This is a genomic window from Pseudomonas sp. Fl4BN1 (genome assembly GCF_009908285.1).
Taxonomy (GTDB): domain Bacteria; phylum Pseudomonadota; class Gammaproteobacteria; order Pseudomonadales; family Pseudomonadaceae; genus Aquipseudomonas.
Genome location: NZ_JAAARM010000040.1, coordinates 1 through 21,193 on the forward strand (window position 1 = coordinate 1; position 21,193 = coordinate 21,193).

The following is a 21,193-nucleotide window of genomic DNA, read 5'->3' on the forward strand; positions in this document are numbered from 1 at the left end:
CTCTGACACCCCGCCGCCACCGCTGACTCAGGAACAGAAAGACGCGCTGGAAAAACTCAGGGATGCGCTGAAAGAACAGCCCCGCCCTCCAGTGACGCACACCCCAGCGACCACTTCACTGATCGACGAAGTCGTCTAGCCCAGTAAAGCCGGCGGCCCCGTCTGCACCGCAGCCGGTCCGCCGGCGCAGGAAAGAGCAACGAGCATCAGGCCGCTGCCTCGCCACGCACCTGTCACCAACTGCCCGACGCACCACCGCCGCCACTGGAGCCGCCGCCCCCCGAACTGGAGCTGGAGCTGGAGCGGGTGCTGGAACCGCCACCGCTGCTGCCGCTACTGGCGCCGCTGCTCCAGCGAAAATTTCTGCTGCCGGCAAACAGGACAAAAGCGATGAAATAGGCGAACGGTAGGACCGCCAGCCAGGAGTGCAACGAGTTCCAACCACCGACCGCAGACTCAAGCAACAGAGTCAGCACCAGCAGCACTCCCAGCCGCCACCGAAAACCCTTGGCACTCTTCTTCCAGCTGTTGCGCATCATCCGGTACAGCAGCCAATGACCGCCCAGCACCAGCAACACGCCCGCGGGCACTGCCAGGCCATACAGGAAGGTCGCACTGCCCAGGTACTGGCTGACCAGGGTCAGCAGCGCGATGTACAGCAGCAGGCCCAGCACGCCATAGAACACCCGGCGCGCTTGCCACAACCCACCGAAGGTAGCGCCGCCCACCAACATGCACAGCGGCACCAGGAGCAACTGCATCGGCCACTCTCGCCCGCCCACCACGCCCACCAGCAACGCCGCCAGCAGCAACAGAGCACCCAGGACCCGGCGCCACGCCCAGCCTGCAGCCAGCATCACTCCGGCCACCGAACCAAAGATGAACGCCAGCAGCAGAGCGTAGGCCTCGGGTGGCACCGTCAACGGCGCCGATACCGGCTCCGGCAATTGGCCACCGTCCACCAGCACAATCAAGTCATCCAGGGCCCGCTCGATACCGCCGGCATAGTCCCCCTGGCGAAAGGCCGGGGTCAGGTCCCGGGCAATGATCTGCCCGGCCAGCAAGTCGGTGACCAGAGATTCCAGGCCATAGCCCACCTCGATGCGCACCTGGCGATCGTTCTTTGCCACCAGCAGCAGGATGCCGTCATTGATGCCCTTGCGTCCCAGTTTCCAGGCGCGAAACAGCTGGTTACTCAGGGTCTCGATATTCTGCTCACCCAGGTTGGGCACCAGCATCACGGCGATCTGCGCGCCGCGGCGCTGCTCCAGTGCCGCGAGTTTCTGCTCGATCCGCTGTTGCTCGACAGCGTCGAGGGTGGCGCTCAGATCGATGACCCGGCGCTCCAGGGAAATCTTCACCAGCCCCGGCGGAGGGGACTCGGCGAACACCATCGCCGGCAACAGCAGCCCCAGGAAAACCGCGAGCCACAGGCTGCGGCCTTGTTGCAAAAACGCCTTGATCATCCGTCGCCACCCGCATCGTTCATCCTGAGTGGTCGAACTTTATCACTGCCTCTCGCGGTGGCGATTCGCGGCAGTCAACGACAAGCCAAAAAACCGCTTCGCTAACCAAACCGACCCGAGGCCGACGACCTGTAGGCGTCCGCACAACCGCCCTCAGCGCGGCGTTCATGAGCATGCGCAACCGCGCCCTTGGCAGATATTTTCAAGGATCTATTGCACGCTTGCCCAGAGGCTTGCGAAGCTGTGAGCCGCCTGATCGACCGCCCCGCTATCACAAGGAACGGCAATGAACCGGACTGAGCATCTGTGCCTGATGGCCCGCTACAACCAGTGGATGAACGCCAAGCTCTACAGCGCTGCCCTGACCCTGCCCGATGAGCAGGTCAACCTGGACCGCCGGGCGTTCTTCGGCTCGATCCTCGGCACTCTCAACCATCTGCAGGCCGGTGACCTGATCTGGCTCAAGCGCTTTGCCGAGCATCCAGCGCGGCACCCGACGCTGCTGCCGCTGGACGGCCTGGCCCGACCGCAGGACCTCAAGAGCCTGCTGTTCGCCGACCTGCGCGGGCTCTGGCAGCAGCGCCAATGGCTGGACCAGATCATCCTCGACTGGACCGCCTCCCTGAGCGAAGCCGACCTGGAGCACAACCTGCACTACGCGAACATGCAAGGCACCGCGGGGGTACGCAATATCTACAGCCTGCTGCTGCATTTCTTCAATCACCAGACCCACCACCGGGGTCAAGCCAGCACCTTGCTGACCCAGGCCGGGGTGGACATCGGCGATACCGATCTGTTGCTGCTGATCCCTTCCGAGCCCTGATCAGCCCTCAACCCAGCGCGATCGAAAACGCCCGCTGCCGTAGCCATTATTTATCCGCGCCCAATCTAGCTTCATCACCAGGCTTCTGCGACTATGCGCGCGGAAAAAACCGCTTGCTAAGGAAGGCGCCATCAACGTTCTCAACGCTGTACTTGGGTTGTCTGTGCTGTCCCTCGCGGGCTGCGGCACCCTAATCGCCCGCACCCCCGATTCCCACACCCGCTACGACTACTACAAAGGCACTCAGGCCAACGTCCAACTACTGACCATGCGCGGCGCCAGCGGCTACGACGGCTATGCCACGATGTTCTGCTGGATCACCATCGTCTGCCCGGTAGTGGCCATCGTCAGCCTGCCGGTGGATGCCGTAGCTGACACCGCGCTGCTGCCCTATGACGCGATGAATCACTGAGCCTCTCCCGCCCCTGTCACACCCCTGAGTGGAAGCCTGATCATCCGAATCATCCTTTACCTGTTGCTCAACACCCTGCTGCTGAGCGGTTGCGGCACCTACGTGGTGCGTAGCGGCCATGATTGGCGCGACGACCGCTATTACCGCGGCACGACAATGAACGCGCAGATACTCACCGGCTACGACATGGGCGAAGCACGCAAGATCACTGGCGCCTGCTGGGTAACGGTGGTGTGCCCGATCCTGATGATCGCCAGCCTGCCCCTGGACGCCGCCGTCGACACCGTGCTGCTGCCCTACGACGCGATGCAGCCCTGAGCCTCGCACCCTGCCACTCCCCTGAATGGAATCCCGATCATCCGAATCATCAATTACCTGTTGTTGCTCAACACCCTGCTGCTGACTGGCTGCGGCACCTACATGGCCCGAGGCGGCGGCCTGGACTGGCGCGACGATCGCTACTACCGCAGCACCAAGACCAACGCGCAGCTACTCACCGGCTACGACATGGGCTATGGGCGCATGCTCACCGGCGGCTGCTGGGCGATGGTGGTGTGCCCGATCCTGATGATCGCCAGCCTGCCCCTGGACGCGGCGCTCGACACCGTGCTGCTGCCCTATGACGCCTTCCAGCCGGCACGGCCCCAGCGCAACATGCACGTAGATATGAAGCGTGCGTCCGAGGCAGACCTGCCCGCCCTGCCCCTCGGGGCCGCGGCGCAAGACCCGACGGCCGCCAGCCCGCCCATCAGTACCCAGGCCGATTGAAAGCGTCGCCCTGGCCATGTCCTGGCCAAAGCATGGCTACGCCTGATCCGGCGCACACCGCTCGACCTGCCGCTGCTCCAGGCGACAGCGCCGCCCCAGGCGATCCACCTGGGGTCGGCCGAACAGATAGCCCTGGCCCCACTCGCCGCCGCAGGCCGTGGCCAGGCCCTGGTCGGAGGCGGTCTCCACCCCTTCGATGATCACGCAGGGCGCCAGGGTCTTGCACAGCTGCACCAGGTGGCTGAGGGTCTGGGCGCTGTTGAGCTCGCCGCGGGCGCGCTGGATGTAGCCCTTGTCGATCTTGACGATGTCCGGCCGGGTCTGGCGGATGAATTCCAGGGTGCCCAGGCCCGCGCCGAAATCATCGATGGCCACTCGGCACCCCAGCTCGCGCAGACGCAGGACAAACTCACTGGCCGCCTCGATGCTCGGCGGCGTGGCGCTTTCGGTGATCTCGATCACCAGCCGGGCGGCCACCGAGGGTGAATCGCGCAGCCGCTCAAGGATGGCGTACCAGTAGCCATCGATGATCGCGCTCTGGGCCGAGACATTGCAGCCCAGGCGCAGGCGCTCGTCGCGCCGCAGGCACTCAATCACGCACAGCACCACGCTGCGGTCCAGCTCACGCATCAGTTGGTGCTTTTCCAGCAGCGCCAACGGATAGACGCCACCGCCCAGGGCATCGACATGCCGTAACAGCCCTTCGTGATACAGCACCCGGGTGCTGTCCGGCAGCCATACCACTGGCTGGAACGCCAGCATCAGATGGCCGTCAGCCAGTTCGCGGTAAAAGTCTTTGATGCTTTGCATGACAGATCCATAGGCAAGACAACGGCACACCCCGACCTGAGCAACGCGACGAACTGGCCATCGCCGTCGCTCAAGGGCCCCTGCCCGACCATGATCGGCCCTCCCGCACGCCTCAGGAAGTGTTCCTGGATACCTTTCGCTTGTCCTCGGAAACCCTGCGCCCTGGTTAATCGTCTGCGGCCTTTTGTTTATTGCAATCATGCCCATGGCCCCATCGACATCATTTAGCCACCAGTCCAGGAAGACCTATGCATAGAATGACCAGCGCCAGCTTTCGGGTGCTTGCCGATGTCATGAGAGAGGGTGGCGCCAACGTCGACGCCCTGCTCAAGCAGTTCGGCAGCAGCATTCAGGACGTTGATGAAAACCCCAAGGGCGTCAGGCTGGAACTGGTCTATCACGTGATGCGCGAAGCCACTCGATGCACCGGCAATCCGGACCTCGGCCTGCTGGCCTACAGCAAGGCCCACCCGGCCAACCTGGAGGCCCTGGGCTATGCGGTGATGTCCTGCGCGACCCTCGGTGCGGCGCTGCAACGCCTGGTGGATTACCACGCGCTGATCAGCAACGGCTTCTGCATGTGCCTGGAGCGCAAGCCCCAGGCGCTGAAGCTGATCGGCTTCGATGTCACCGCCGAACCTTCGCTGATGCCTCGCGCGGTGGTCGATGCCGGCGCCGCCCAGACCCTGGGCCTGCTGCACTGGTTGCTCCCCCAGCACAAACCCCAGCCCCTGGCAGCCGCCTTCACCTACCCCGAGCCTGCGGACACTCGCGCGCTGCGGCGCTTGCTGGGGGATAACCTGCAGTTCTGTGCGCCCCACAACAGCCTGACCTTCAGCAGCCAGGACTGCGCCATGGCCCTGCCCACCGCCGACCCGGCGCTGGACGTGCTGCACATGGAATATGCCCGCGCCCGGCTCAACGTGCTGCTCAGCGGCTCGATGACCGCACGCGTTCGTCGGGCCCTCGCGGAATGCCTGGCCCGGGGCGCCCCCAGCGACCTGCCGCACATTGCCGAAATGGTCGGGGTCAGCACCCGCAGCCTGCAACGGCGCCTGGGCCATGAGGACGTGCACTTCTCGGCCCTGCTGGACGAAGCCCGGTTGATGCTGGCCCACAGTTTCCTGCGCAACTCCATGCGCAGCGTGAAGTACATCGGGGCCTTGCTGGGGTTTCGTGACCAGAGCAGTTTTCACAAGGCCTGCATGCGCTGGTTCGGCATGACGCCCGGGCGTTACCGCGAGCAATAAGCACAACGCCGAGCAGAGGCTCGGCGCAATGGCTTGGGGCAATCGATCAGTGGCTGGCTTGCAACTGCGGCTGCACTTGCGGCATGGCCGAAGAGTGGTGGTTGAGGATCTTCCACTGCCCGTCGATACGCTCATAGAGGAAGGTGTAGCGTGCCTGGACTTGCTGCTGCTTGCCGTCGGCAGCGGTCAGGGTAAAGGTGTAGACGCCACTGTCCATCGCCGCATCCGGGCTCAGGTGACGGATTTCGCGGTAGTTGATCTGCCCCACCGGCTTGGACGCCAGGAAATGCTCGAAGTAGTCCTGGATCTGCGCGTGGGTATTGCGTACCTGGTTGGAAACCGTCGGCTGCAGCACCGCGTTGGCCGCATACAGGCCGACCACGGCTTGCGGGTTGCCGGTCTGCAGGGCGGTGTTCCAGCGATCGAACAAGCCGGCAATTTCCCGGTCCTGGATATTCTGCGGTTGCTCGGCCACGGTGCGGTACACGTAAGGCGTGGCTTCCAGGGCCTGGGCCAACGGCGCGGTCAGAACGAAGAACAGGGCCAGGGCGGTGGTTTTCAGTTTCATTCAGTGACTCCAGTGGGTTTCAATAAGCACCACTGTGCCCAGGGCCGCCGCCCGTGCCATCGGCCAACTGGAGCCATCGGCCTATGCCATTCGGCAGATAGGCGCAGCCCGGGGCAGCGGGTCTAATGCCCGAGCCTGTTCACTCGCACCGCCGCCCTGCTGGAGCCTTGCCATGTCCACCCCGCCCCTCGATCCCGCCAGCGCCCTGGCCCTGCGCAGCCAGTACCGGCAATCGCAAAGCCGCGCGGCGCGCCTGCGCCTGCTGGTGGACACCGGCCAGGAACTGCTGCAACTGCCGCCCGAGCAGATGCGCCTGCGGGTGGTACAGCGCGCCTGCGCCTTTGTCGCCATGGATCATGGCGTATTGCTGGAGTGGAGCGAGGATGGCGTGGTGCACGCCAGCGCCACCCAGGGCAGTGCCGAGCGCCTGCAGGCGTTGCGGGCCCTGGCTGAGCAACCGCGCTGGCTGGAGCACCCGGCCAGTCTCGACAGCCCAGTGCTGCGGGTGCTGCTGCACCGCGCCGATGGCCAGGCCTTCGGCGCCCTGTTGCTGGCCAACAGCGTGCCCCTCAGCGCGCCGGACAGCGAAGACCTGGAGTCCCTGCAACTGCTGGCCACGCTGCTGGCGGCGCACCTGGAAAACCGGCGTCTGTTGAACGACCTGCAAGCCCGGGAACGCAGCATGTCGGAATTGGTGCAGCGCCTGTTCAGCGCCCAGGAAGATGAGCGCAAGCGCGTCGCCTATGACCTGCACGATGGCCTGGCGCAAACCCTGGCCGGACTGCATCAGCGCCTGCAGGGTTTCGCCGGACGCTGCCCGTCCTTGCCCGCCGGACTGCAAGGCGAATGGCAGACTATCCTGCAACTGGCCCAGGGCTGTGTCGGTGAGGGCCGGCAGCTGATCGGCGGCCTGCGCCCCCACGTGCTCGATGACTTCGGCCTGCTGCGGGCCATCGACCGTGAAGCCGACCGCCTGCGGGACGCAGGGCTTGCCGTGCACTGGCAGCAGCGTTGCCCGGAACGCCTGCCGGCGGCCCTGGAGATCGCCCTGTTCCGGATTGCCCAGGAAGCCATGAATAACATTCTCAAGCACGCCGGGGCCGCCAACGTGACCCTGAGCCTGGCCCTGGAGCAAGGACAAGCGCTGCTCAGCATCAACGACGATGGCTGCGGCTTCCTCAACCCGCCAGCCCAGGGCGCCGAGCAATGGGGCCAGGTGGCCATGCAGGAGCGCGCCCATCTGCTGGGAGGCCGCTTCACCTGCAACAGCCGGCCCGGCGGCGGGACCTGCATCCAGGCCCAAGTGCCCGTGCAACCCCAGGAGCAACCGCTATGAATTCGGTAATACGCCTAGTCCTGGCGGATGACCATGAAGTCACCCGCACTGGTTTCGTCGCCCTCTTGGCCGGCAACCCGGAGTTCGAGGTGGTCGGCCAGGCCAGGGACGGCGAAGAAGCCCTGGAGCTGTGTGCACAGTTGCACCCGGACATCGCCATCCTCGATATCCGCATGCCCCGGCTCAATGGCCTGGGGGCCGCGCGCCTGCTGCAACAACGCCAGCCCGGGGTCAAGGTGGTGATCTTCACCATGGACGACAGCCCCGACCACCTGGAAGCGGCGATGGCCGCCGGCGCCGTCGGCTACCTGCTCAAGGACGCCAGCCGGGCGGAAGTGATCGCTGCCCTGCAACGCGTCGCCCAGGGCGAGGAAGCCCTGAACAGTGCCGTCAGCGCCCGTCTGCTGCGGCGCATGACCGAGCGCGGCAACGGCCAGGCACCCCAGGCCCAGCCCCTGACCGCCCGGGAGCGCCAGGTGCTGGGCCTGGTGGCCGGCGGTTTCAGCAACCGCGAGATCGGCGAAAAACTCGGTATCACCACCGGCACCGCCAAGGCCCATGTGGAACGGGTGATCGGCAAACTCGGGGCCGCCGACCGCACCCAGGCCGCCGTGCGCGGGATGGCCCTGGGGCTGGTGGCGCAACCTGACGGGCAGTGGCCATGAACCTGCTGAGCGCCCGGCGCTGGGCCGACCTGCCGCTGCGGGGCAAGGCGCTGGTGGTGATCTCCCTGCCGCTGGTGATCCTGCTGCTGTCCCTGGTGCTGATCTACAGCACCGAACGCCAGACCGCCCGCGCCGAGGAAGACGTGCGCCGGGTGCTGCTGGTACAGGGCGATATCCAGGCGGTGCACACCCTGCTGGCGGAAGCCGCCGCCAGCGTGCGCGGCTACCTGCTGACCCGGCGCGAGGACTTCCTCCCCGCCTACCTCCAGGCCCGGCCGCAGATCGAAGCCGCCCTGCAGCGCCTGGACCAGAATGTGCGCGATGCGCGAATGCGTGAATACCTGCAAACCATCGCCCCGCTGATCCGCACCAAACTCGACGGCCTGGTGGCCCTGCGCAACGGCAGCCGTGACGACGCCGATACCGTGACCGCAATCCTGATCGACAACAAGCAGGTACTCGACGTGCTGCGCGAACAGATCAGTGCCATGCGCGTGCGCGAAGACGCGCTGCTGGCCGAGCGCACCGAAGCGGCGGCAGCCACCCGTATGCGCCTGCTGTTCGCCACCCTGCTGGCGGCCGGTTGCGGGCTGTTCGGCGCCATCATCGCGGTGCTGTTGCTGTCCCGGGGCATCGTCTATCGGGTCCAGCAGGTACAGGGCAATGCACAACGCCTGGCCCTGGGCCAGCCGCTGCGCCCGCAGGCGCCAGAGCTGGACGAGATCGGCCAGTTGGGCACCCGCCTGGTGGAAGCCGGGCAACTGCTGGCCGAACGCGAGCGGGCCCTGCGCGACAACGAGGAACGTCTGCGGCTGATCATCGACGGGGTCAAGGACTACGGGATCTTCGCCCTGGATACCGAGGGCCGGGTCACCACCTGGAACGTCGGCGCCGAACGGATCAAGGGCTACCGCGAACAGGAAATCATCGGCCGGCACTTCTCGCTGTTCTACCTGCCGGAAGAATGCCCGCAGCACCCGGACATGGCCCTGCGCGAAGCCACCGCCCACGGTCACTACATGGAAGAGGCCTGGCGCTGTCGCAAGGACGGCAGCCGCTTCTGGGCCAGCGTGGTGATCACCGCGCAGTACGACAGCAGCGGCGCCCTGCGGGGGTTCTCGAAAATCACCCGCGACATCACCGACCGTCGCGCCGCGGAGATCGCCCTGGGCACCGCCCGCGAGGAAGCCGAAAGCGCCAGCCGCGCCAAGAGCGAATTCCTCTCGCGCATGAGCCATGAACTGCGCACCCCGCTGAACGCCATCCTCGGCTTCGCGCAACTGCTGGACATGGACTCCAGCGCCGGCCAGCGGCCTCAGGTCGGACATATCCTGCGGGCCGGCCAGCACCTGCTGGGGCTGATCAACGAGGTGCTGGACATTGCCCGGATCGAGGCCGGGCGCCTGCCGTTGAACGTCGAACCGATGGCCCTGGCCGCGGTGCTGCACGAAGCCCTGACCCTGGTGTCGCCGATGGCCGCCGACGCCGACATTCACCTCGCGGCCCTGCCGCAACTGCCAGCGGACAGCGGGGTGATCGCCGACCGCCAGCGCTTGATCCAGGTGCTGCTCAACCTGCTGTCCAATGCCATCAAGTACAACCGCGCGGGTGGCCAGGTGAGCATCGAAGTGCTGATCGAGGCGCCGCGCCTGCACATCAGCGTGATCGACACCGGTGCCGGGATTGCCGCCGATCACCTGGAGCGCCTGTTCAAGCCCTTCGAACGCCTGGACGCCGACCCCAAGGTCGAAGGCACCGGCCTGGGCCTGGCCCTGAGCAAGAGCCTGCTGGAAATGATGGATGGCAGCCTCAGCGTGCAGAGTGTTCTGGGCCATGGCTGTCGCTTCAGCCTGGAGCTGCCCTTCGTGCAGCTGCCCGACACTGTTGCCGCCGCCCCGTTCGCGGTGCCGGAACTGAACCTGCCGTCCCCCCCGCGGCCGGCCCGGCACCAGGGCAAGATCCTCTGCATCGAAGACAACCTGCAAAGCCTGGCGCTGATCGAAACCCTGCTGCAACGCCGCCCGGGAATTCAGCTGCTGACCAGCATGCAGGGGCAGATCGGCCTCGACCTGGCCCGCCAGCACGCGCCGCAACTGATCCTGCTGGACGTCAACCTGCCGGACCTGCAAGGCCTGGAAGTGCTGCAACGGCTGCGAGCCTCGAGCATCACCGCCAGCACGCCAATCCTGATGATCACCGCCGACGCCAGCGAACCGACCCAACGCGCCCTGCGCGAAGCCGGAGCCACGGCGATCCTGACCAAGCCGATCCACATTCCGGCCTTCCTCGCCCACCTCCAAGCCTGCCTGCCGGAGCCCGTATGACTGCCGATATGCGCATCCTGATCGTCGACGATCAGCGCCCCAACCTCGACCTGATGGAGCAACTGCTGGCCCGCGAAGGGCTGCACAACGTCCTCAGCAGCACCCAGCCGCTGCGCACCCTGGAGCTGTTCAACAGCTTCGAACCGGACCTGGTGATCCTCGACCTGCACATGCCCGAGTTCGACGGTTTCGCGGTGCTGGAACAACTCAACCGGCGCATCCCGGCCAACGACTACCTGCCGATCCTGGTGCTGACCGCCGACGCCACCCGCGACACCCGCCTGCGGGCCCTGGCCCTGGGAGCGCGGGACTTCATCAGCAAGCCGCTGGACGCCCTGGAAACCCTGCTGCGGATCTGGAACCTGCTGGAGACCCGGGCCCTGTACAAGACCTTGCGCACCCTGGTGCCGGCGGAACGTATCGAACTGCTGCGCCCGCCGCGCTCCTGAGTACGCCATTGCACGCTGGCATGACCCGGCATGTGGCCGCCGGCACAGGCTGCACCGGGCCACACTTGCAGGCCGCAGGGTCCGCAGGAGATGAACCCGCTGGCATGCCCCCAAGGTTCACAAGCGGCGAAAGAACTCCCCCGGCGTGGCATCGAACTGCTGGCGAAAGGCGGCGATAAAGGCCGAGGTCGAATCGTAGCCACAGCCCAGTGCTACGTCGGTGACCCGCTCGCCCTGCTCCAGCGGGGTCAAGGCGCCGAGCAGACGCAGGCGCTGGCGCCAGGCGCGAAAGGTCAGGCCGGTGTCCTTGAGGAACAGGCGGCTGAGGGTCTTCTCGGTCACTCCGAGCTTGTGGCTCCACTGGCCCAGGGTGGTGGCTTGCTCCGGGTGCGCTTGCAGACTGCGGTAGATCGAACGCAGGCGCACGTCGTGGGGCAGCGGCAGCATCAGGTCCAACTGCGGCGCCGCGGCCAGCTGATCCAGCAGCACCTGGACCAGGCGCCCGTCGGCACTGTCCTCGACATACGCCACCGGCAACTCACTGAAGCTGCGGATCAACTCCCGCAGCAGGCTGCTGACCGCCAGCACCTGGCAATTGTCGCTGGGCGCCCAGGCGGTGACGCTGCAATCCAGGTACAGGCTACGCATCTCGGTACGCGGCGAGCTGAACACCCGGTGCGGCACGCCGGCAGGAATCCATACCGCCCGTTGTGGCGGGGCGATAAAGCGCCCGCCGCGGGTCTGGATCTCCAGCACCCCGGCAATCGCGTAGGACAATTGCACCCAGGGGTGGCTGTGACGCCGGGTCAGCGCCCGGTTGGGCAGAGATTCGGTGCGCCCGTACACGGGTCGCGGCAGGCTCGGCAGACCGGGAATACTGCGCCGGACGATCTTTTCATGTCCTTTAGGCGGCATTAACTGGCTCATTGGCGTTAGTCGGTAAATTTCAGTCACGTTAGAGTCGCCCCATCGCTCTTGGCAACCCCTGGATGATTCCGTCATGACCCGTTCCCGTCTTTTGCCCGACAACTTCACCCTGACCTTGATCGGCGTGGTGCTGCTGGCCAGCCTGCTGCCCGCCAGCGGTCAGATAGCGGTCGGCTTCGGCTGGCTGACCAACCTCGCCATCGGCCTGCTGTTCTTCCTCCACGGCGCCAAGCTGTCCCGCGAGGCGATCATCGCCGGCGCCGGTCACTGGCGCCTGCACCTCTTGGTGTTCGGCCTGACCTTCGTGCTGTTTCCGCTACTGGGCCTGGCGCTCAAGCCGTTGCTGTCGCCGCTGGTGGGCAATGACCTGTACCTGGGCATGCTCTACCTCTGCGCGCTGCCGGCCACGGTGCAGTCGGCGATTGCCTTCACCTCCCTGGCCCGGGGCAACATTCCTGCGGCCATCTGCAGCGCCGCGGCGTCGAGCCTGTTCGGGATCTTCCTGACCCCGCTGCTGGTGGCCCTGCTGCTCAACGTGCACGGCGACGGCGGCTCGACCCTGGATGCAATCCTCAAGATCAGCGTGCAACTGCTGCTGCCGTTCATTGCCGGGCAGATCGCCCGGCGCTGGATCGGTGCCTGGGTCGGGCGCAACAAGAACTGGCTGCGCTTCGTCGACCAGGGCTCGATCCTGCTGGTGGTGTATGGCGCCTTCAGCGAGGCGGTGAATGAAGGCATCTGGCAGCAGATCCCACTGTGGGAACTGGCCGGCCTGGTGGTCGCCTGCTGCATCCTGCTGGCGTTGGTGCTGCTGGCTGCGAGCGTCCTCGGCAAGCTGTTCGGCTTCAATCAGGAAGACCGCATCACCATCCTCTTCTGCGGTTCGAAGAAGAGCCTGGCCACCGGCGTGCCCATGGCCCAGGTGTTGTTCGCCGGCAGCACCCTGGGCGTGCTGATTTTGCCGTTGATGCTGTTCCACCAGATCCAGCTGATGGTCTGCGCGGTGCTGGCCCAGCGCTACGCCAAGCGCCCGGAGTCGGTGGCCGAGCTGATGGGCCAGGTCGATCCCTAGGTTGCCCGGCAAGGTGGCCCGGCGGCTGGCCGGGCCTGCGGACCGATGGCGATGAGGATTGCGCAATGGCATGATGCCGCGGCGAAAATCACCAAGGACCGCTGATGTTTCCCCATCGAATTTATGCCCCAGCTCAGGACGACCTGAAACTCAAGGTCCAGCTCCATCTGGAGGCCGACCCACAGGCCCGGGTCATCGTCCAGTTCGAGCGTGGCGCACAATATGACGCGAATCTGCTGAACCAGCTCGACGCCCTCTGCGCCCACTACGGCGAGCGCCTCAATGTACGCTTCTACAGCCACTATCCAGGCAGCGCGTTTGACGGCAGAACCTTGCTCGCCCTGCCCAACGTCCAGTCCCTGACCCTGGACTGCCTCGACACCCTGGAGCACTACGAGGCCATTGGCAGCCTGCACAAGCTCAAGGATTTTGCCCTGCAAGTCATCAGCGCCGACCTGCCCGGGCTCCTGGCGCTGCCCAGCCTTCAAGCGCTGCGGGCACTGCGCCTATCCCTGGACAAAGGGCCCGCCATCGACCTGACGCCAATCGGCCAGATGCCCGATCTGCGCCAGCTGGCCATCAGCGTGCAGAGCCACAACCTCGACGTTCTCGGCCAGTGCCCGAACATCGCCAGCTTGTTCCTGCACCGCATGCCGGCCAAGACGACTCTGGGCGTGGTGGCCCAGATGGCTGGCCTGCGCAGCCTGTCGGTGAGTTTCGGCAGCCGCGACGGCATGCCGGAACTGCGCAACCCATACGTGAAGGAACTGGACATCCTGCGGGTGCGCGGCCTGAATCAGCTGGACCTGGGGGGCTTTCCACAGTTGGAAACGCTGAGGATCGAGGACCAGGCGCAATTGAGCCGGCTGGACCTTGGCGGGGCCCCGCAGTTGCGCAAGATGAGCCTGATCAACCTCAAGACCCTGGGGCAACTCAGCGGCCTGAAAACCTCGAATATCGCCGACCTGCGCATCATCAAGGCCCCACAGATGGACCTGCTGACACTGATCGACAGCCAGCTTGCGCCCAACGTGCAACACCTCAAGCTACTCAGTGGCAAACGCGCCGTGGACAAACAGCTCGAAGCCCGACAACAGCAACTGGGCATCCCGGAACCCCGCGGCCCGTTTTGACCGCCACCCTCTCGTAGGAGCGAGCTTGCTCGCGAAGAACGTCAACGATAACCCGCACTCACCGCGAACCTGCGCAGTGCTTGCCATCATCACCAGCACGTCGGCCTCGGCGGCCAGTTGGCTATCGGCGTTACGCCAAGCCCACAGTGATGGCATGATGCCGCGCGACAATCATCAAGGACCGCTGATGCTTCCCCATCGAATCAAAGCACCGACCCAGGCCGACCTGCGCCTGCAGGTCGGTGCCCGGCTGGAGGCCGATCCGCGGGCCCGGGTCATCGTCCAGTGGCACAGCGTCGAGCAATACGATTGCCAACTGCTGGAACAGATCGATGCCCTCTGCGCGCGTTATGGCGAGCGCCTCACCGTGCGTTTCTACGACCACTATTCGAGCAGAGGTTTTGATGGCCGGACCTTGCTCGCCCTGCCCAACGTCCACTCGCTGAGCCTGGACGGCCTCGAAACCCTGGAACATTTCCAGGCCATTGGCCGCCTGCACCAGCTCAGGGAGCTTGCCCTGGAAGTCTTCCGTGCCGATCTGCCCGGGCTTCTGGCCCTGCCCAACCTCGAACGCCTGCACAGCCTGCGGCTCTGCCTGGACCAGGGCCCGGCCATCGATCTGGCGCCGATTGCCTGCATGCCCGAGTTGCAGAGCCTGCACCTCAGCCCGCAGAGCCATGACCTGGAGATGCTGAGCCAGTGTCCGAGCATCAGTACCCTGAGCCTGCATCGCCTGCCGGCCAAGACAACCCTGGGGATGGTCGCCGACATGAGCGGCCTGCGCAGTCTGTCGGTGGCGTTCAGCAGCCGTGAGCAGATGCCCGAACTGCACAGCCCCTCCGTCAGGGAGCTGGAGATCATGCGCGTGCGTGGCCTCAACCGCCTGGACCTGGACGGTTTTCCACAGCTTGACGTGCTGAAGATCGAGGACCAGGCGCAATTGAGCCGGCTGGACCTTGGCGCGGCGCCGCAGTTGCGCAAGATGAGCCTGATCAACCTCAAGACCCTGGAGGAAATCAGCGGCCTGAAAACCTCGAACATCGCCGACCTGCGCATCATCAAGGCCTCACAGATGGACCTGCTGACACTGATCGACAGCCAGTTGCCGCCCAGCGTGCAGCAGCTCAAGCTAGTCAGTGGCAAACACGCCGTGGACAAACAGCTCGAAGCCCGGCAACTGCAACTGGGCATCCCGGAACCCCACGGCCCGTTCTGACCGCCACCCTCTCGTAGGAGCGAGCTTGCTCGTGAAGGACGTCAACGATAACGCGCACCCACAGGGAACATGCGCTGCCTTGGCAAGCATCGCGAGCAAGCTCGCTCCTACAGATCACCCTGCCACCCTTTTTGGACCTGATACGGAGCTCCCATGTCCTTCGTTCCTCGCTTCACCGAGCTGCTGCTGACTCACCTGCAACAGGAAGAACGCCAGCGCATCCTCAAATCCATCGTCGTCACCGCCGCTCCCGAGCTGTGGCTGAGCCTGGAATCGGCGGCGTTGCTGGACATCAATCGCGAGCACTTCGGCCTCGGCGGCCAGCTGGATGAACGCGAAAACTACCGCCTCTACCCCGACCAGCCGCCGCGCAGCAACGTCCCTCGCTGGCTGATCGCCGCCGAACGCCGCAAGGTGGATATCTGGGTCGAGGACAGCTACGCCGAACAGCCCTCTACCGCCATCGAATTCAAGGTGGTGCACAACAACAAGAATGCCTTCCACAAGATCTGGGAAATCCGCAAGGACCTGGTCAAGCCGATTCCCCGCAGCTCACCCCAGGATCGTATCGAACGCTGGGGCCTGGTGCTGCTGACCTACTCGCGCTTCTACAGCGACCAGCAAGGCGGCTACGTCTACGGCAAGTTCGGCAGCCTCGACGCCTTTCTCAAGGCCTTCGAGCACAGCTTGAGCGACCGCGATGAATGGTACGACGGTGCTCCAGAACTGGAGCTGGTGAAGGCACCGACCCTGGTCGCCAACCTTGAAGGCGCTCATTACATCGAGCCGGGAAAAGACGCCGGACTGTATCTGGCGCTGGTCAAATGCAAGGCCTGAGGCGTTTTTCAGTAACCGCTCAAGCCGCCAAGTTCGACGACCACACTGAAAGACCTTCAGTGGGTTTTCGCTCAACCATCGCCGCGGCTTGTCTCAAGCGCGGCACACAGGTGCTGTAACACGTCGCCTTCGACCGCAGCGTGTTCGACACGAAGTTCCCCTGCCCGGCACTCTGCAAAAAATGCTCATCGGGCAGTCAGCGCCTACGACATGGGTTAAAGGATTTCTTGGGATCATCGATATCATGAGCCTCGCCACCCGCAGATCAGGTCACGCCATGCACCATAACCCCATGCAATCCTGCCCCCGCTGTAGATCAGCCCAACACGTCAGGCCCAAGTACATCCTGATAGGCGCTGCAAGCCCCAAAAAACGCTTCGATGGCGAAGAAAAAACAGGCTGTCAACGCGTGGATCAGCTGGCAGTAGATGAATGCGAGCCGGCCCTACTGAAAGCCGCGCCGCTGCAGCAACTGGTCGATGGTTGTTATTGCGATCATTGCGGGGTGGGGTTTGTACCCAGCGCGATTGTACAAGCTGTCGACCGATCATCGCTGTAGAGACAACAACGGGGTGATTCAGGTCGGCTTTGGAAAACTCAACGGTTGGATGGGGGCAGGACTCAATAGGCCCGACCTTATGAAATGGAGACTGACGGCATGCATTGGATTCAGGTGCTCATTGGGCCGATCGAGGCTCTGCTGGAGGCGCGTGACGAACTGCCATCGGCGGTGGTGTGTGCCCTCTGCCAAGGGTTGGCCTTGATACCTGTCACCGACGAAGTCGAGGCGCAGCTTCAGGAACGAGCAAACGATCATGCAACGGCCGTGCAGCCGTTCTCGGGCGAGCTGGCTTACGGGGTAACTGGGCTGGCCACAAAGCTCTCGGGCCGCGGCCCGATTGTCTATGCCGCCACCTACCTGCATGGCGGCACTGGCGGGCAGGATGCCGTCGTTTGGCTTGAGGGTGAGGTGGTTCTGAACATTGGTGACGAGGAGGAGCACATGTCCGCCTGGCCACATTCACCGATCAGTCGCGCATTACGCCGTATCGGTGTCATCGCCCAGGCAGGTGAGGATGAGTTTGATGCGCTGGGCCTCGGCCGCTATCGAAGCAATGACTCATGGGCTGAAGCTCACCGCCCCCATGATTAAAGCGACGAAGCCGCTCGACCCGCCATCAACCGTTGACCGGCTGCTTCCGGCTGGGCGGCAGAAACCGCGCTCTCCTGTACTGGGGCTCCCGAGCAGGTCACTCGCTCAATCGCCTCGGAAATGGCAGCTGCGCCAGGATCCCGACAATGGTCGCGGCATAGCGGCCATCCGGATCGAGGTCCGGATCGAACACCGTGACCGTCATGCCACGGCAGCGCTGATCCGCAACCAACGGGCTGATGATCTGCACCAGGTCGTCGGGAGCGATGCCCGGCGACCCGGGGCTATCCACCGCAGGCATCAGCGCCTGGTCGAGCACATCGATATCCAGGTGTAACCAGAAACCTTGCCCGGGTACCTGATCGAGTGTGCCGGCGATCCGTTGCAGCACCGCCGCAGGGCCAATCCCGAGGGCTTGGAAAACGTCGATACGGTTGATTGCCGTGTGGTTCACATCGGGCCAGAGGAAATTTTCATCACGGTTCTCGCGCTCACCCAGTTGCACCACCTGGTTCTCGGCAACCAGCGGGCCGCTGATTCCCGGCCACTCGGTGGCCAGCGCCTCGCCACGGCCCGTCGCCAGCGCCAGGTCCATGCCCGCCAAGGCGCCCAGGCTTTGCTCGGGATCATAATTGCCGGGATGGCGAAAATCGCTGTGGCCGTCGATATGAATCAGCGAAAGCGCCCCCGAGCGGCGGGCACCGGCCAGCGCCCCGAGCAGAATCGAACAGTCGCCGCCGATGACCAGCGCGAAGTCGCCTTGCCGGCCCGCCTCGGCGACCAGATCGGCCAGTGCCAGATTGAACGAGCGCATGGCGTGGCCATTGCGCAAGCGGGTTCCCGGTTGCGCCTCGGCAGAATAGGTCGGACGCGGCAACTCTTTGAAGGCCCGCGCCTTGACGGCCTGGAGCAGGCCCGCCGCGATCAGTGCCGCTGGCGCACGCCAGGTACCGGGCTGGTGATTGGGCCGCAAAGGGCTCAGCCCAAGGTTCGAGGGCGCCGCGATCAGTTGCATGGGAAGGTCTTCTGCCGGGCTTGCGCGAGTGAAAACATCATTGCTCCTTGGGGGGCATGCCTTGCCAGACCTCGACCCGCGAATAAGGCGGCCGGGCCGAAAGCAAGCACATTGCTTGCACCTTGCCCGAGGAACGAGCGGCGGGCAGCAACCGCCCGCAGCGATCATACACAGCCGTTTCCAGGCGCGGAAGTTTCCCCCCAGGCCCTGCATCACCTAAAGTCCATCGACGAAAACACGACACCGAGCGACCGCAACCGATCTGATTTCAATCAAGCGGCAACGCTGCGCAACTGCCGATCAGAAATCCACTGTCGCCGAAAGCAGCAAGGTACGTGGCGCCCCCAGGCCACCGGACAATCCGCTGCCATCACCGCCGATCCAGGAGCCGAACCAGTAGGCCTTGTTGGCGACGTTCTGCACCGTGGCACGCAAGGTCACCGGTTTGGTCGCCACCTGGGTGGCATAACGGCTACCCAGGTCGAAGGTGGTGTAGGACGCCAGCGCCAGGCGATGGTCGTCGGTGGCGTATTGCTTGCCCGTGTGATTGACGTTGCCGGTCAGGGTCAGGCCGGAAATACTCTCCAGGTCATATTCGGCCCCCAGCTTGGCCACCACCTTGGGCACGCCGGTGACCTGCCGGCCTGCATTGGCGCCCTTGAGCGACTGGGTCAGTACCGCCTGGGTATAGGCCACGCCGCCCATCAGCCGCAGGCTCGATTGCAATTCGCCGAAGAAGGTCCACTCCACGCCACGGTTACGCTGCTCACCGTAGACCCCGAAGACATTGCTCGCCGGATCGGTAAAGGCACTGGGCTTCTCGATCTGGAACAGACTCAGGGTGCTGGCAAAGCTGCCCAGGTCGAGCTTGGTGCCAACCTCGTATTGCCTGGTCTGGTACGGCTGCATGATTTCACCGGCGTTGGCCGCGGTGTCGGGGGCCTCGTTGCCCTGGCTCAGGCCTTCGATGTAGTTGGCATAGAGCGAGACTTCATCGGTGACCTTGATCAGCAGCGCGCTGGCCGGCGACACCCGGCTTTCATCGTACGTCGAGGTCCTCGCTCCCGTGGCCCCATAGTTGCGGCTCTGCACGCTCTGGCGGCGGGCGCCGACGGTCCACTGCACCCGCCCCTGGGCAAACGACAAGGTATCGGCCAGCGCGTAGCTGCCGAGTTCGGCCTGGCTTTTCGAGGTGGTGGCGCCGAAGCCACTCAGGTCCGGAGCGGGCCCGAAATCCAGGTGTTCATAGTGGGTCTGGGCGTGACCATAAAAAGCCGCATCCTTGAAGCGCCAGTTCGAGGTGAAACGGGTGGCGACCAGCGACCAGGCGTGGTCCACCGGGCCGGTCTGGAAGACGCCCTTGAGGCCGGCCTCGGCAGATTTCTGCGCCCCTTTCCTGACCGAGCGAATGGCCGTGGAATCAATGTCACCGGCGTCATTGAGCAGCGTGTCGCGGGTCATCAAGGCGTTGTAACCACCTTCGCGGTGTCCCCAACCGGCATAGGCGGTGATCGCATCGCTCAGGTCGAACTCGCCTCGCAGCACCACGGTCTGCGTGTCATTGATGGTGTAGGCCCAGTCTGGTGCCAGTGAGTGATTGCCCTTCTTCGGGTTGGGCAAGCGGTTGACCCCACTGGCGATCGAGCTGATACCGAAATAGTTGACGCCATCCATGCGCTCGCGCTGTTTGTAGACATCGGCCGACAGCCGCGCACGCTCGCCCCGCCAGTCCAGGCCGAGGGACGACAGCTGCATCTTGTGCTGCTGGTCCTCCACCGCGGTGTCGCCATCGCGGTAAACACCGTTGAAGCGCACCCCCCACTGCTTGTCCTCACCGAAGCGTTCGCCAAGGTCGGCATGCACACCGCCCAGGCCACGGGACTCATAGGTCGTGGTCAGGCGCGCCAAAGGCGCCTCGCCCGCACGCTTGGGCACGATGTTGATGCTGCCGGCAACGCTGCCGTCCGGCGGCATGCCACCGAGCAGTGCCGACGGGCCCTTGAGTACTTCCACCCGCTCGGCCAGCTCGGTGGAACCGCGCATGTTCGGCGCCATGCCGATCAAGCCGTTGAACGTGATGTCGTTGGCGGTGGTGGAAAAACCGCGAATGTAGAAGGTTTCGTAGTTGCTGCGCTTGCTCGGCACGTACACCGAGGGATCGGTGGCGCCAATCACCGAGCCAATGTCCTGGGCCTGGCGGTTCTGCACGAATTCATCGGTGTAGCTGATGGTGCTGAACGGTGTCTCCATGAAGTCCTTGTTACCCAACAGCCCGACCCGGCTGCCGCTGGCGACCTGGCCACCGGCATAGGCCGGCGCCAGGCTGGTCGACGTGGCCTGGCGCCCTTCTACCCGGGTTTCTGGCAGTGCCACGCCGTCTTCACCGTTGGCCGCCGGCGCCAGGGTGTAGCTGCCATTGGCCTGGCGCATGGCTTGCAAACCGTGCGCCTGCAACAGCTCGGCGAACCCCTGGCTGATGCTGTAGGTGCCGGACAAACCACGGCTGCTCTTGCCCTGCAGCAAGCTGGCATTCACCGTCAGTTCCACCCCGGCCTGGGTGGCAAAGGCATTGAGCACCTGCCCCAGCGAACCCGCCGCGACGCTGAAGCTGTGGTGCGCATCCGCCGCCCGTTCAGCACTCTGCGCCAGCACCGGCGACGGGACCGAAAGCAGTGCACCAGCGCTCAACCCCAACAACAGGACCATCGGTAGGGCAGCAAGAGTGCTCGGCGGGGAGACCGCACAAGTGTCTTGCACAGCCTGCGACACACGAAGCGTGACGGGATGTCGGGAACGGCGTTGCACCATGCTGGGCTCCTTTGAGTGGGGAAGAATGAGTGATGCTCACTCTGTCTTCCGAACCAGAAAGCCAAAGCCTCAATCTAAACAATAATCATTTTACATGGAGTGACCATGGGCGGGGCTGGCAACCGCGCGACCTCCCCTGGCAACGGCCCTGCAACCAGTTC

20 protein-coding genes are annotated in these 21,193 nt (G+C 64.7%); 14 read left to right on the forward strand and 6 right to left on the reverse strand.

Annotated elements, in window-relative coordinates; all coding sequences use genetic code 11:
- Nucleotides 1-233 precede the first annotated feature (233 nt).
- Nucleotides 234-1,466 (reverse strand): TPM domain-containing protein, encoded by a 1,233-nt coding sequence (locus tag GV818_RS28855; protein ID WP_161778184.1) that lies wholly within the window; start codon nucleotides 1,464-1,466, stop codon nucleotides 234-236.
- 286 nt (nucleotides 1,467-1,752) lie between these two features.
- Between GV818_RS28855 and GV818_RS28860 the strand changes: the two genes are divergently transcribed.
- The 4 genes from GV818_RS28860 (at nucleotide 1,753) to GV818_RS28875 (ending at nucleotide 3,469) form a co-directional block, all read left to right on the forward strand.
- Nucleotides 1,753-2,289, forward strand: coding sequence for a DinB family protein (locus GV818_RS28860; protein WP_161778185.1), 537 nt, complete (start codon nucleotides 1,753-1,755; stop codon nucleotides 2,287-2,289).
- Between the two features lie 163 nt (nucleotides 2,290-2,452).
- Complete coding sequence (locus GV818_RS28865) at nucleotides 2,453-2,701, forward strand: YceK/YidQ family lipoprotein (protein WP_368668913.1); 249 nt, start codon at nucleotides 2,453-2,455, stop codon at nucleotides 2,699-2,701.
- Nucleotides 2,702-2,764: 63 nt separating this feature from the next.
- Complete coding sequence (locus tag GV818_RS28870) at nucleotides 2,765-3,019, forward strand: YceK/YidQ family lipoprotein (RefSeq protein ID WP_256667537.1); 255 nt, start codon at nucleotides 2,765-2,767, stop codon at nucleotides 3,017-3,019.
- A gap of 60 nt (nucleotides 3,020-3,079) precedes the next feature.
- Nucleotides 3,080-3,469, forward strand: a complete 390-nt coding sequence (locus tag GV818_RS28875; RefSeq protein WP_256667536.1) for a YceK/YidQ family lipoprotein — start codon at nucleotides 3,080-3,082, stop codon at nucleotides 3,467-3,469.
- A 36-nt stretch (nucleotides 3,470-3,505) separates the two neighbouring features.
- Here the strand turns inward: GV818_RS28875 and GV818_RS28880 are convergent, their stop codons facing one another.
- On the reverse strand, nucleotides 3,506-4,279 hold the full coding sequence (locus tag GV818_RS28880; RefSeq protein WP_161757530.1) for an EAL domain-containing protein: 774 nt from the start codon (nucleotides 4,277-4,279) through the stop codon (nucleotides 3,506-3,508).
- Nucleotides 4,280-4,527: 248 nt separating this feature from the next.
- Between GV818_RS28880 and GV818_RS28885 the strand changes: the two genes are divergently transcribed.
- Nucleotides 4,528-5,529: an AraC family transcriptional regulator gene (locus GV818_RS28885; protein ID WP_161757529.1), complete on the forward strand. Its 1,002-nt coding sequence runs from the start codon at nucleotides 4,528-4,530 to the stop codon at nucleotides 5,527-5,529.
- A 46-nt stretch (nucleotides 5,530-5,575) separates the two neighbouring features.
- Here the strand turns inward: GV818_RS28885 and GV818_RS28890 are convergent, their stop codons facing one another.
- Nucleotides 5,576-6,097 (reverse strand): SgcJ/EcaC family oxidoreductase, encoded by a 522-nt coding sequence (locus GV818_RS28890; RefSeq protein ID WP_161757528.1) that lies wholly within the window; start codon nucleotides 6,095-6,097, stop codon nucleotides 5,576-5,578.
- 172 nt (nucleotides 6,098-6,269) lie between these two features.
- Between GV818_RS28890 and GV818_RS28895 the strand changes: the two genes are divergently transcribed.
- From GV818_RS28895 to GV818_RS28910, 4 genes are read left to right on the forward strand one after another with little or no spacing between them, the layout of a single operon-like run.
- Nucleotides 6,270-7,433: a sensor histidine kinase gene (locus GV818_RS28895; protein ID WP_161757527.1), complete on the forward strand. Its 1,164-nt coding sequence runs from the start codon at nucleotides 6,270-6,272 to the stop codon at nucleotides 7,431-7,433.
- Nucleotides 7,430-8,098 (forward strand): response regulator, encoded by a 669-nt coding sequence (locus GV818_RS28900; RefSeq protein ID WP_161757526.1) that lies wholly within the window; start codon nucleotides 7,430-7,432, stop codon nucleotides 8,096-8,098. The genes GV818_RS28895 and GV818_RS28900 overlap by 4 nt, the downstream gene beginning before the upstream one ends.
- On the forward strand, nucleotides 8,095-10,422 hold the full coding sequence (locus GV818_RS28905; RefSeq protein ID WP_161757525.1) for an ATP-binding protein: 2,328 nt from the start codon (nucleotides 8,095-8,097) through the stop codon (nucleotides 10,420-10,422). Before GV818_RS28900 ends, GV818_RS28905 begins: the two co-directional genes overlap by 4 nt.
- Nucleotides 10,419-10,871: a response regulator gene (locus GV818_RS28910; RefSeq protein WP_161757524.1), complete on the forward strand. Its 453-nt coding sequence runs from the start codon at nucleotides 10,419-10,421 to the stop codon at nucleotides 10,869-10,871. The genes GV818_RS28905 and GV818_RS28910 overlap by 4 nt, the downstream gene beginning before the upstream one ends.
- Nucleotides 10,872-10,988: 117 nt before the next feature.
- Here GV818_RS28910 and GV818_RS28915 read toward each other — a convergent pair whose 3' ends face one another.
- Nucleotides 10,989-11,786 (reverse strand): AraC family transcriptional regulator, encoded by a 798-nt coding sequence (locus tag GV818_RS28915; RefSeq protein WP_161778186.1) that lies wholly within the window; start codon nucleotides 11,784-11,786, stop codon nucleotides 10,989-10,991.
- A gap of 85 nt (nucleotides 11,787-11,871) precedes the next feature.
- On the opposite strand from GV818_RS28915, the gene GV818_RS28920 reads away from it, so the two are divergent.
- From GV818_RS28920 to GV818_RS28940, 5 genes are all read left to right on the forward strand, one after another.
- Nucleotides 11,872-12,870: a bile acid:sodium symporter family protein gene (locus GV818_RS28920; protein ID WP_161757522.1), complete on the forward strand. Its 999-nt coding sequence runs from the start codon at nucleotides 11,872-11,874 to the stop codon at nucleotides 12,868-12,870.
- A gap of 104 nt (nucleotides 12,871-12,974) precedes the next feature.
- Nucleotides 12,975-14,003 (forward strand): hypothetical protein, encoded by a 1,029-nt coding sequence (locus GV818_RS28925; protein ID WP_161778187.1) that lies wholly within the window; start codon nucleotides 12,975-12,977, stop codon nucleotides 14,001-14,003.
- 25 nt (nucleotides 14,004-14,028) lie between these two features.
- Nucleotides 14,029-15,219, forward strand: a complete 1,191-nt coding sequence (locus tag GV818_RS28930) for a hypothetical protein (protein WP_256679551.1) — start codon at nucleotides 14,029-14,031, stop codon at nucleotides 15,217-15,219.
- A 153-nt stretch (nucleotides 15,220-15,372) separates the two neighbouring features.
- The gene (locus GV818_RS28935) at nucleotides 15,373-16,056 is read left to right on the forward strand and encodes a hypothetical protein (protein ID WP_161778188.1); all 684 of its coding nucleotides are present in this window, start codon (nucleotides 15,373-15,375) and stop codon (nucleotides 16,054-16,056) included.
- A 658-nt stretch (nucleotides 16,057-16,714) separates the two neighbouring features.
- Nucleotides 16,715-17,209: a hypothetical protein gene (locus tag GV818_RS28940; protein WP_161778189.1), complete on the forward strand. Its 495-nt coding sequence runs from the start codon at nucleotides 16,715-16,717 to the stop codon at nucleotides 17,207-17,209.
- Between the two features lie 97 nt (nucleotides 17,210-17,306).
- On the opposite strand, the gene GV818_RS28945 is transcribed toward GV818_RS28940, so the two are convergent.
- Together GV818_RS28945 and GV818_RS28950 are read right to left on the reverse strand one after the other, a co-directional pair.
- Nucleotides 17,307-18,224, reverse strand: coding sequence for an arginase family protein (locus tag GV818_RS28945; protein WP_161778190.1), 918 nt, complete (start codon nucleotides 18,222-18,224; stop codon nucleotides 17,307-17,309).
- A 300-nt stretch (nucleotides 18,225-18,524) separates the two neighbouring features.
- The gene (locus tag GV818_RS28950) at nucleotides 18,525-21,032 is read right to left on the reverse strand and encodes a TonB-dependent receptor (protein WP_256679552.1); all 2,508 of its coding nucleotides are present in this window, start codon (nucleotides 21,030-21,032) and stop codon (nucleotides 18,525-18,527) included.
- Nucleotides 21,033-21,193: the final 161 nt, after the last annotated feature.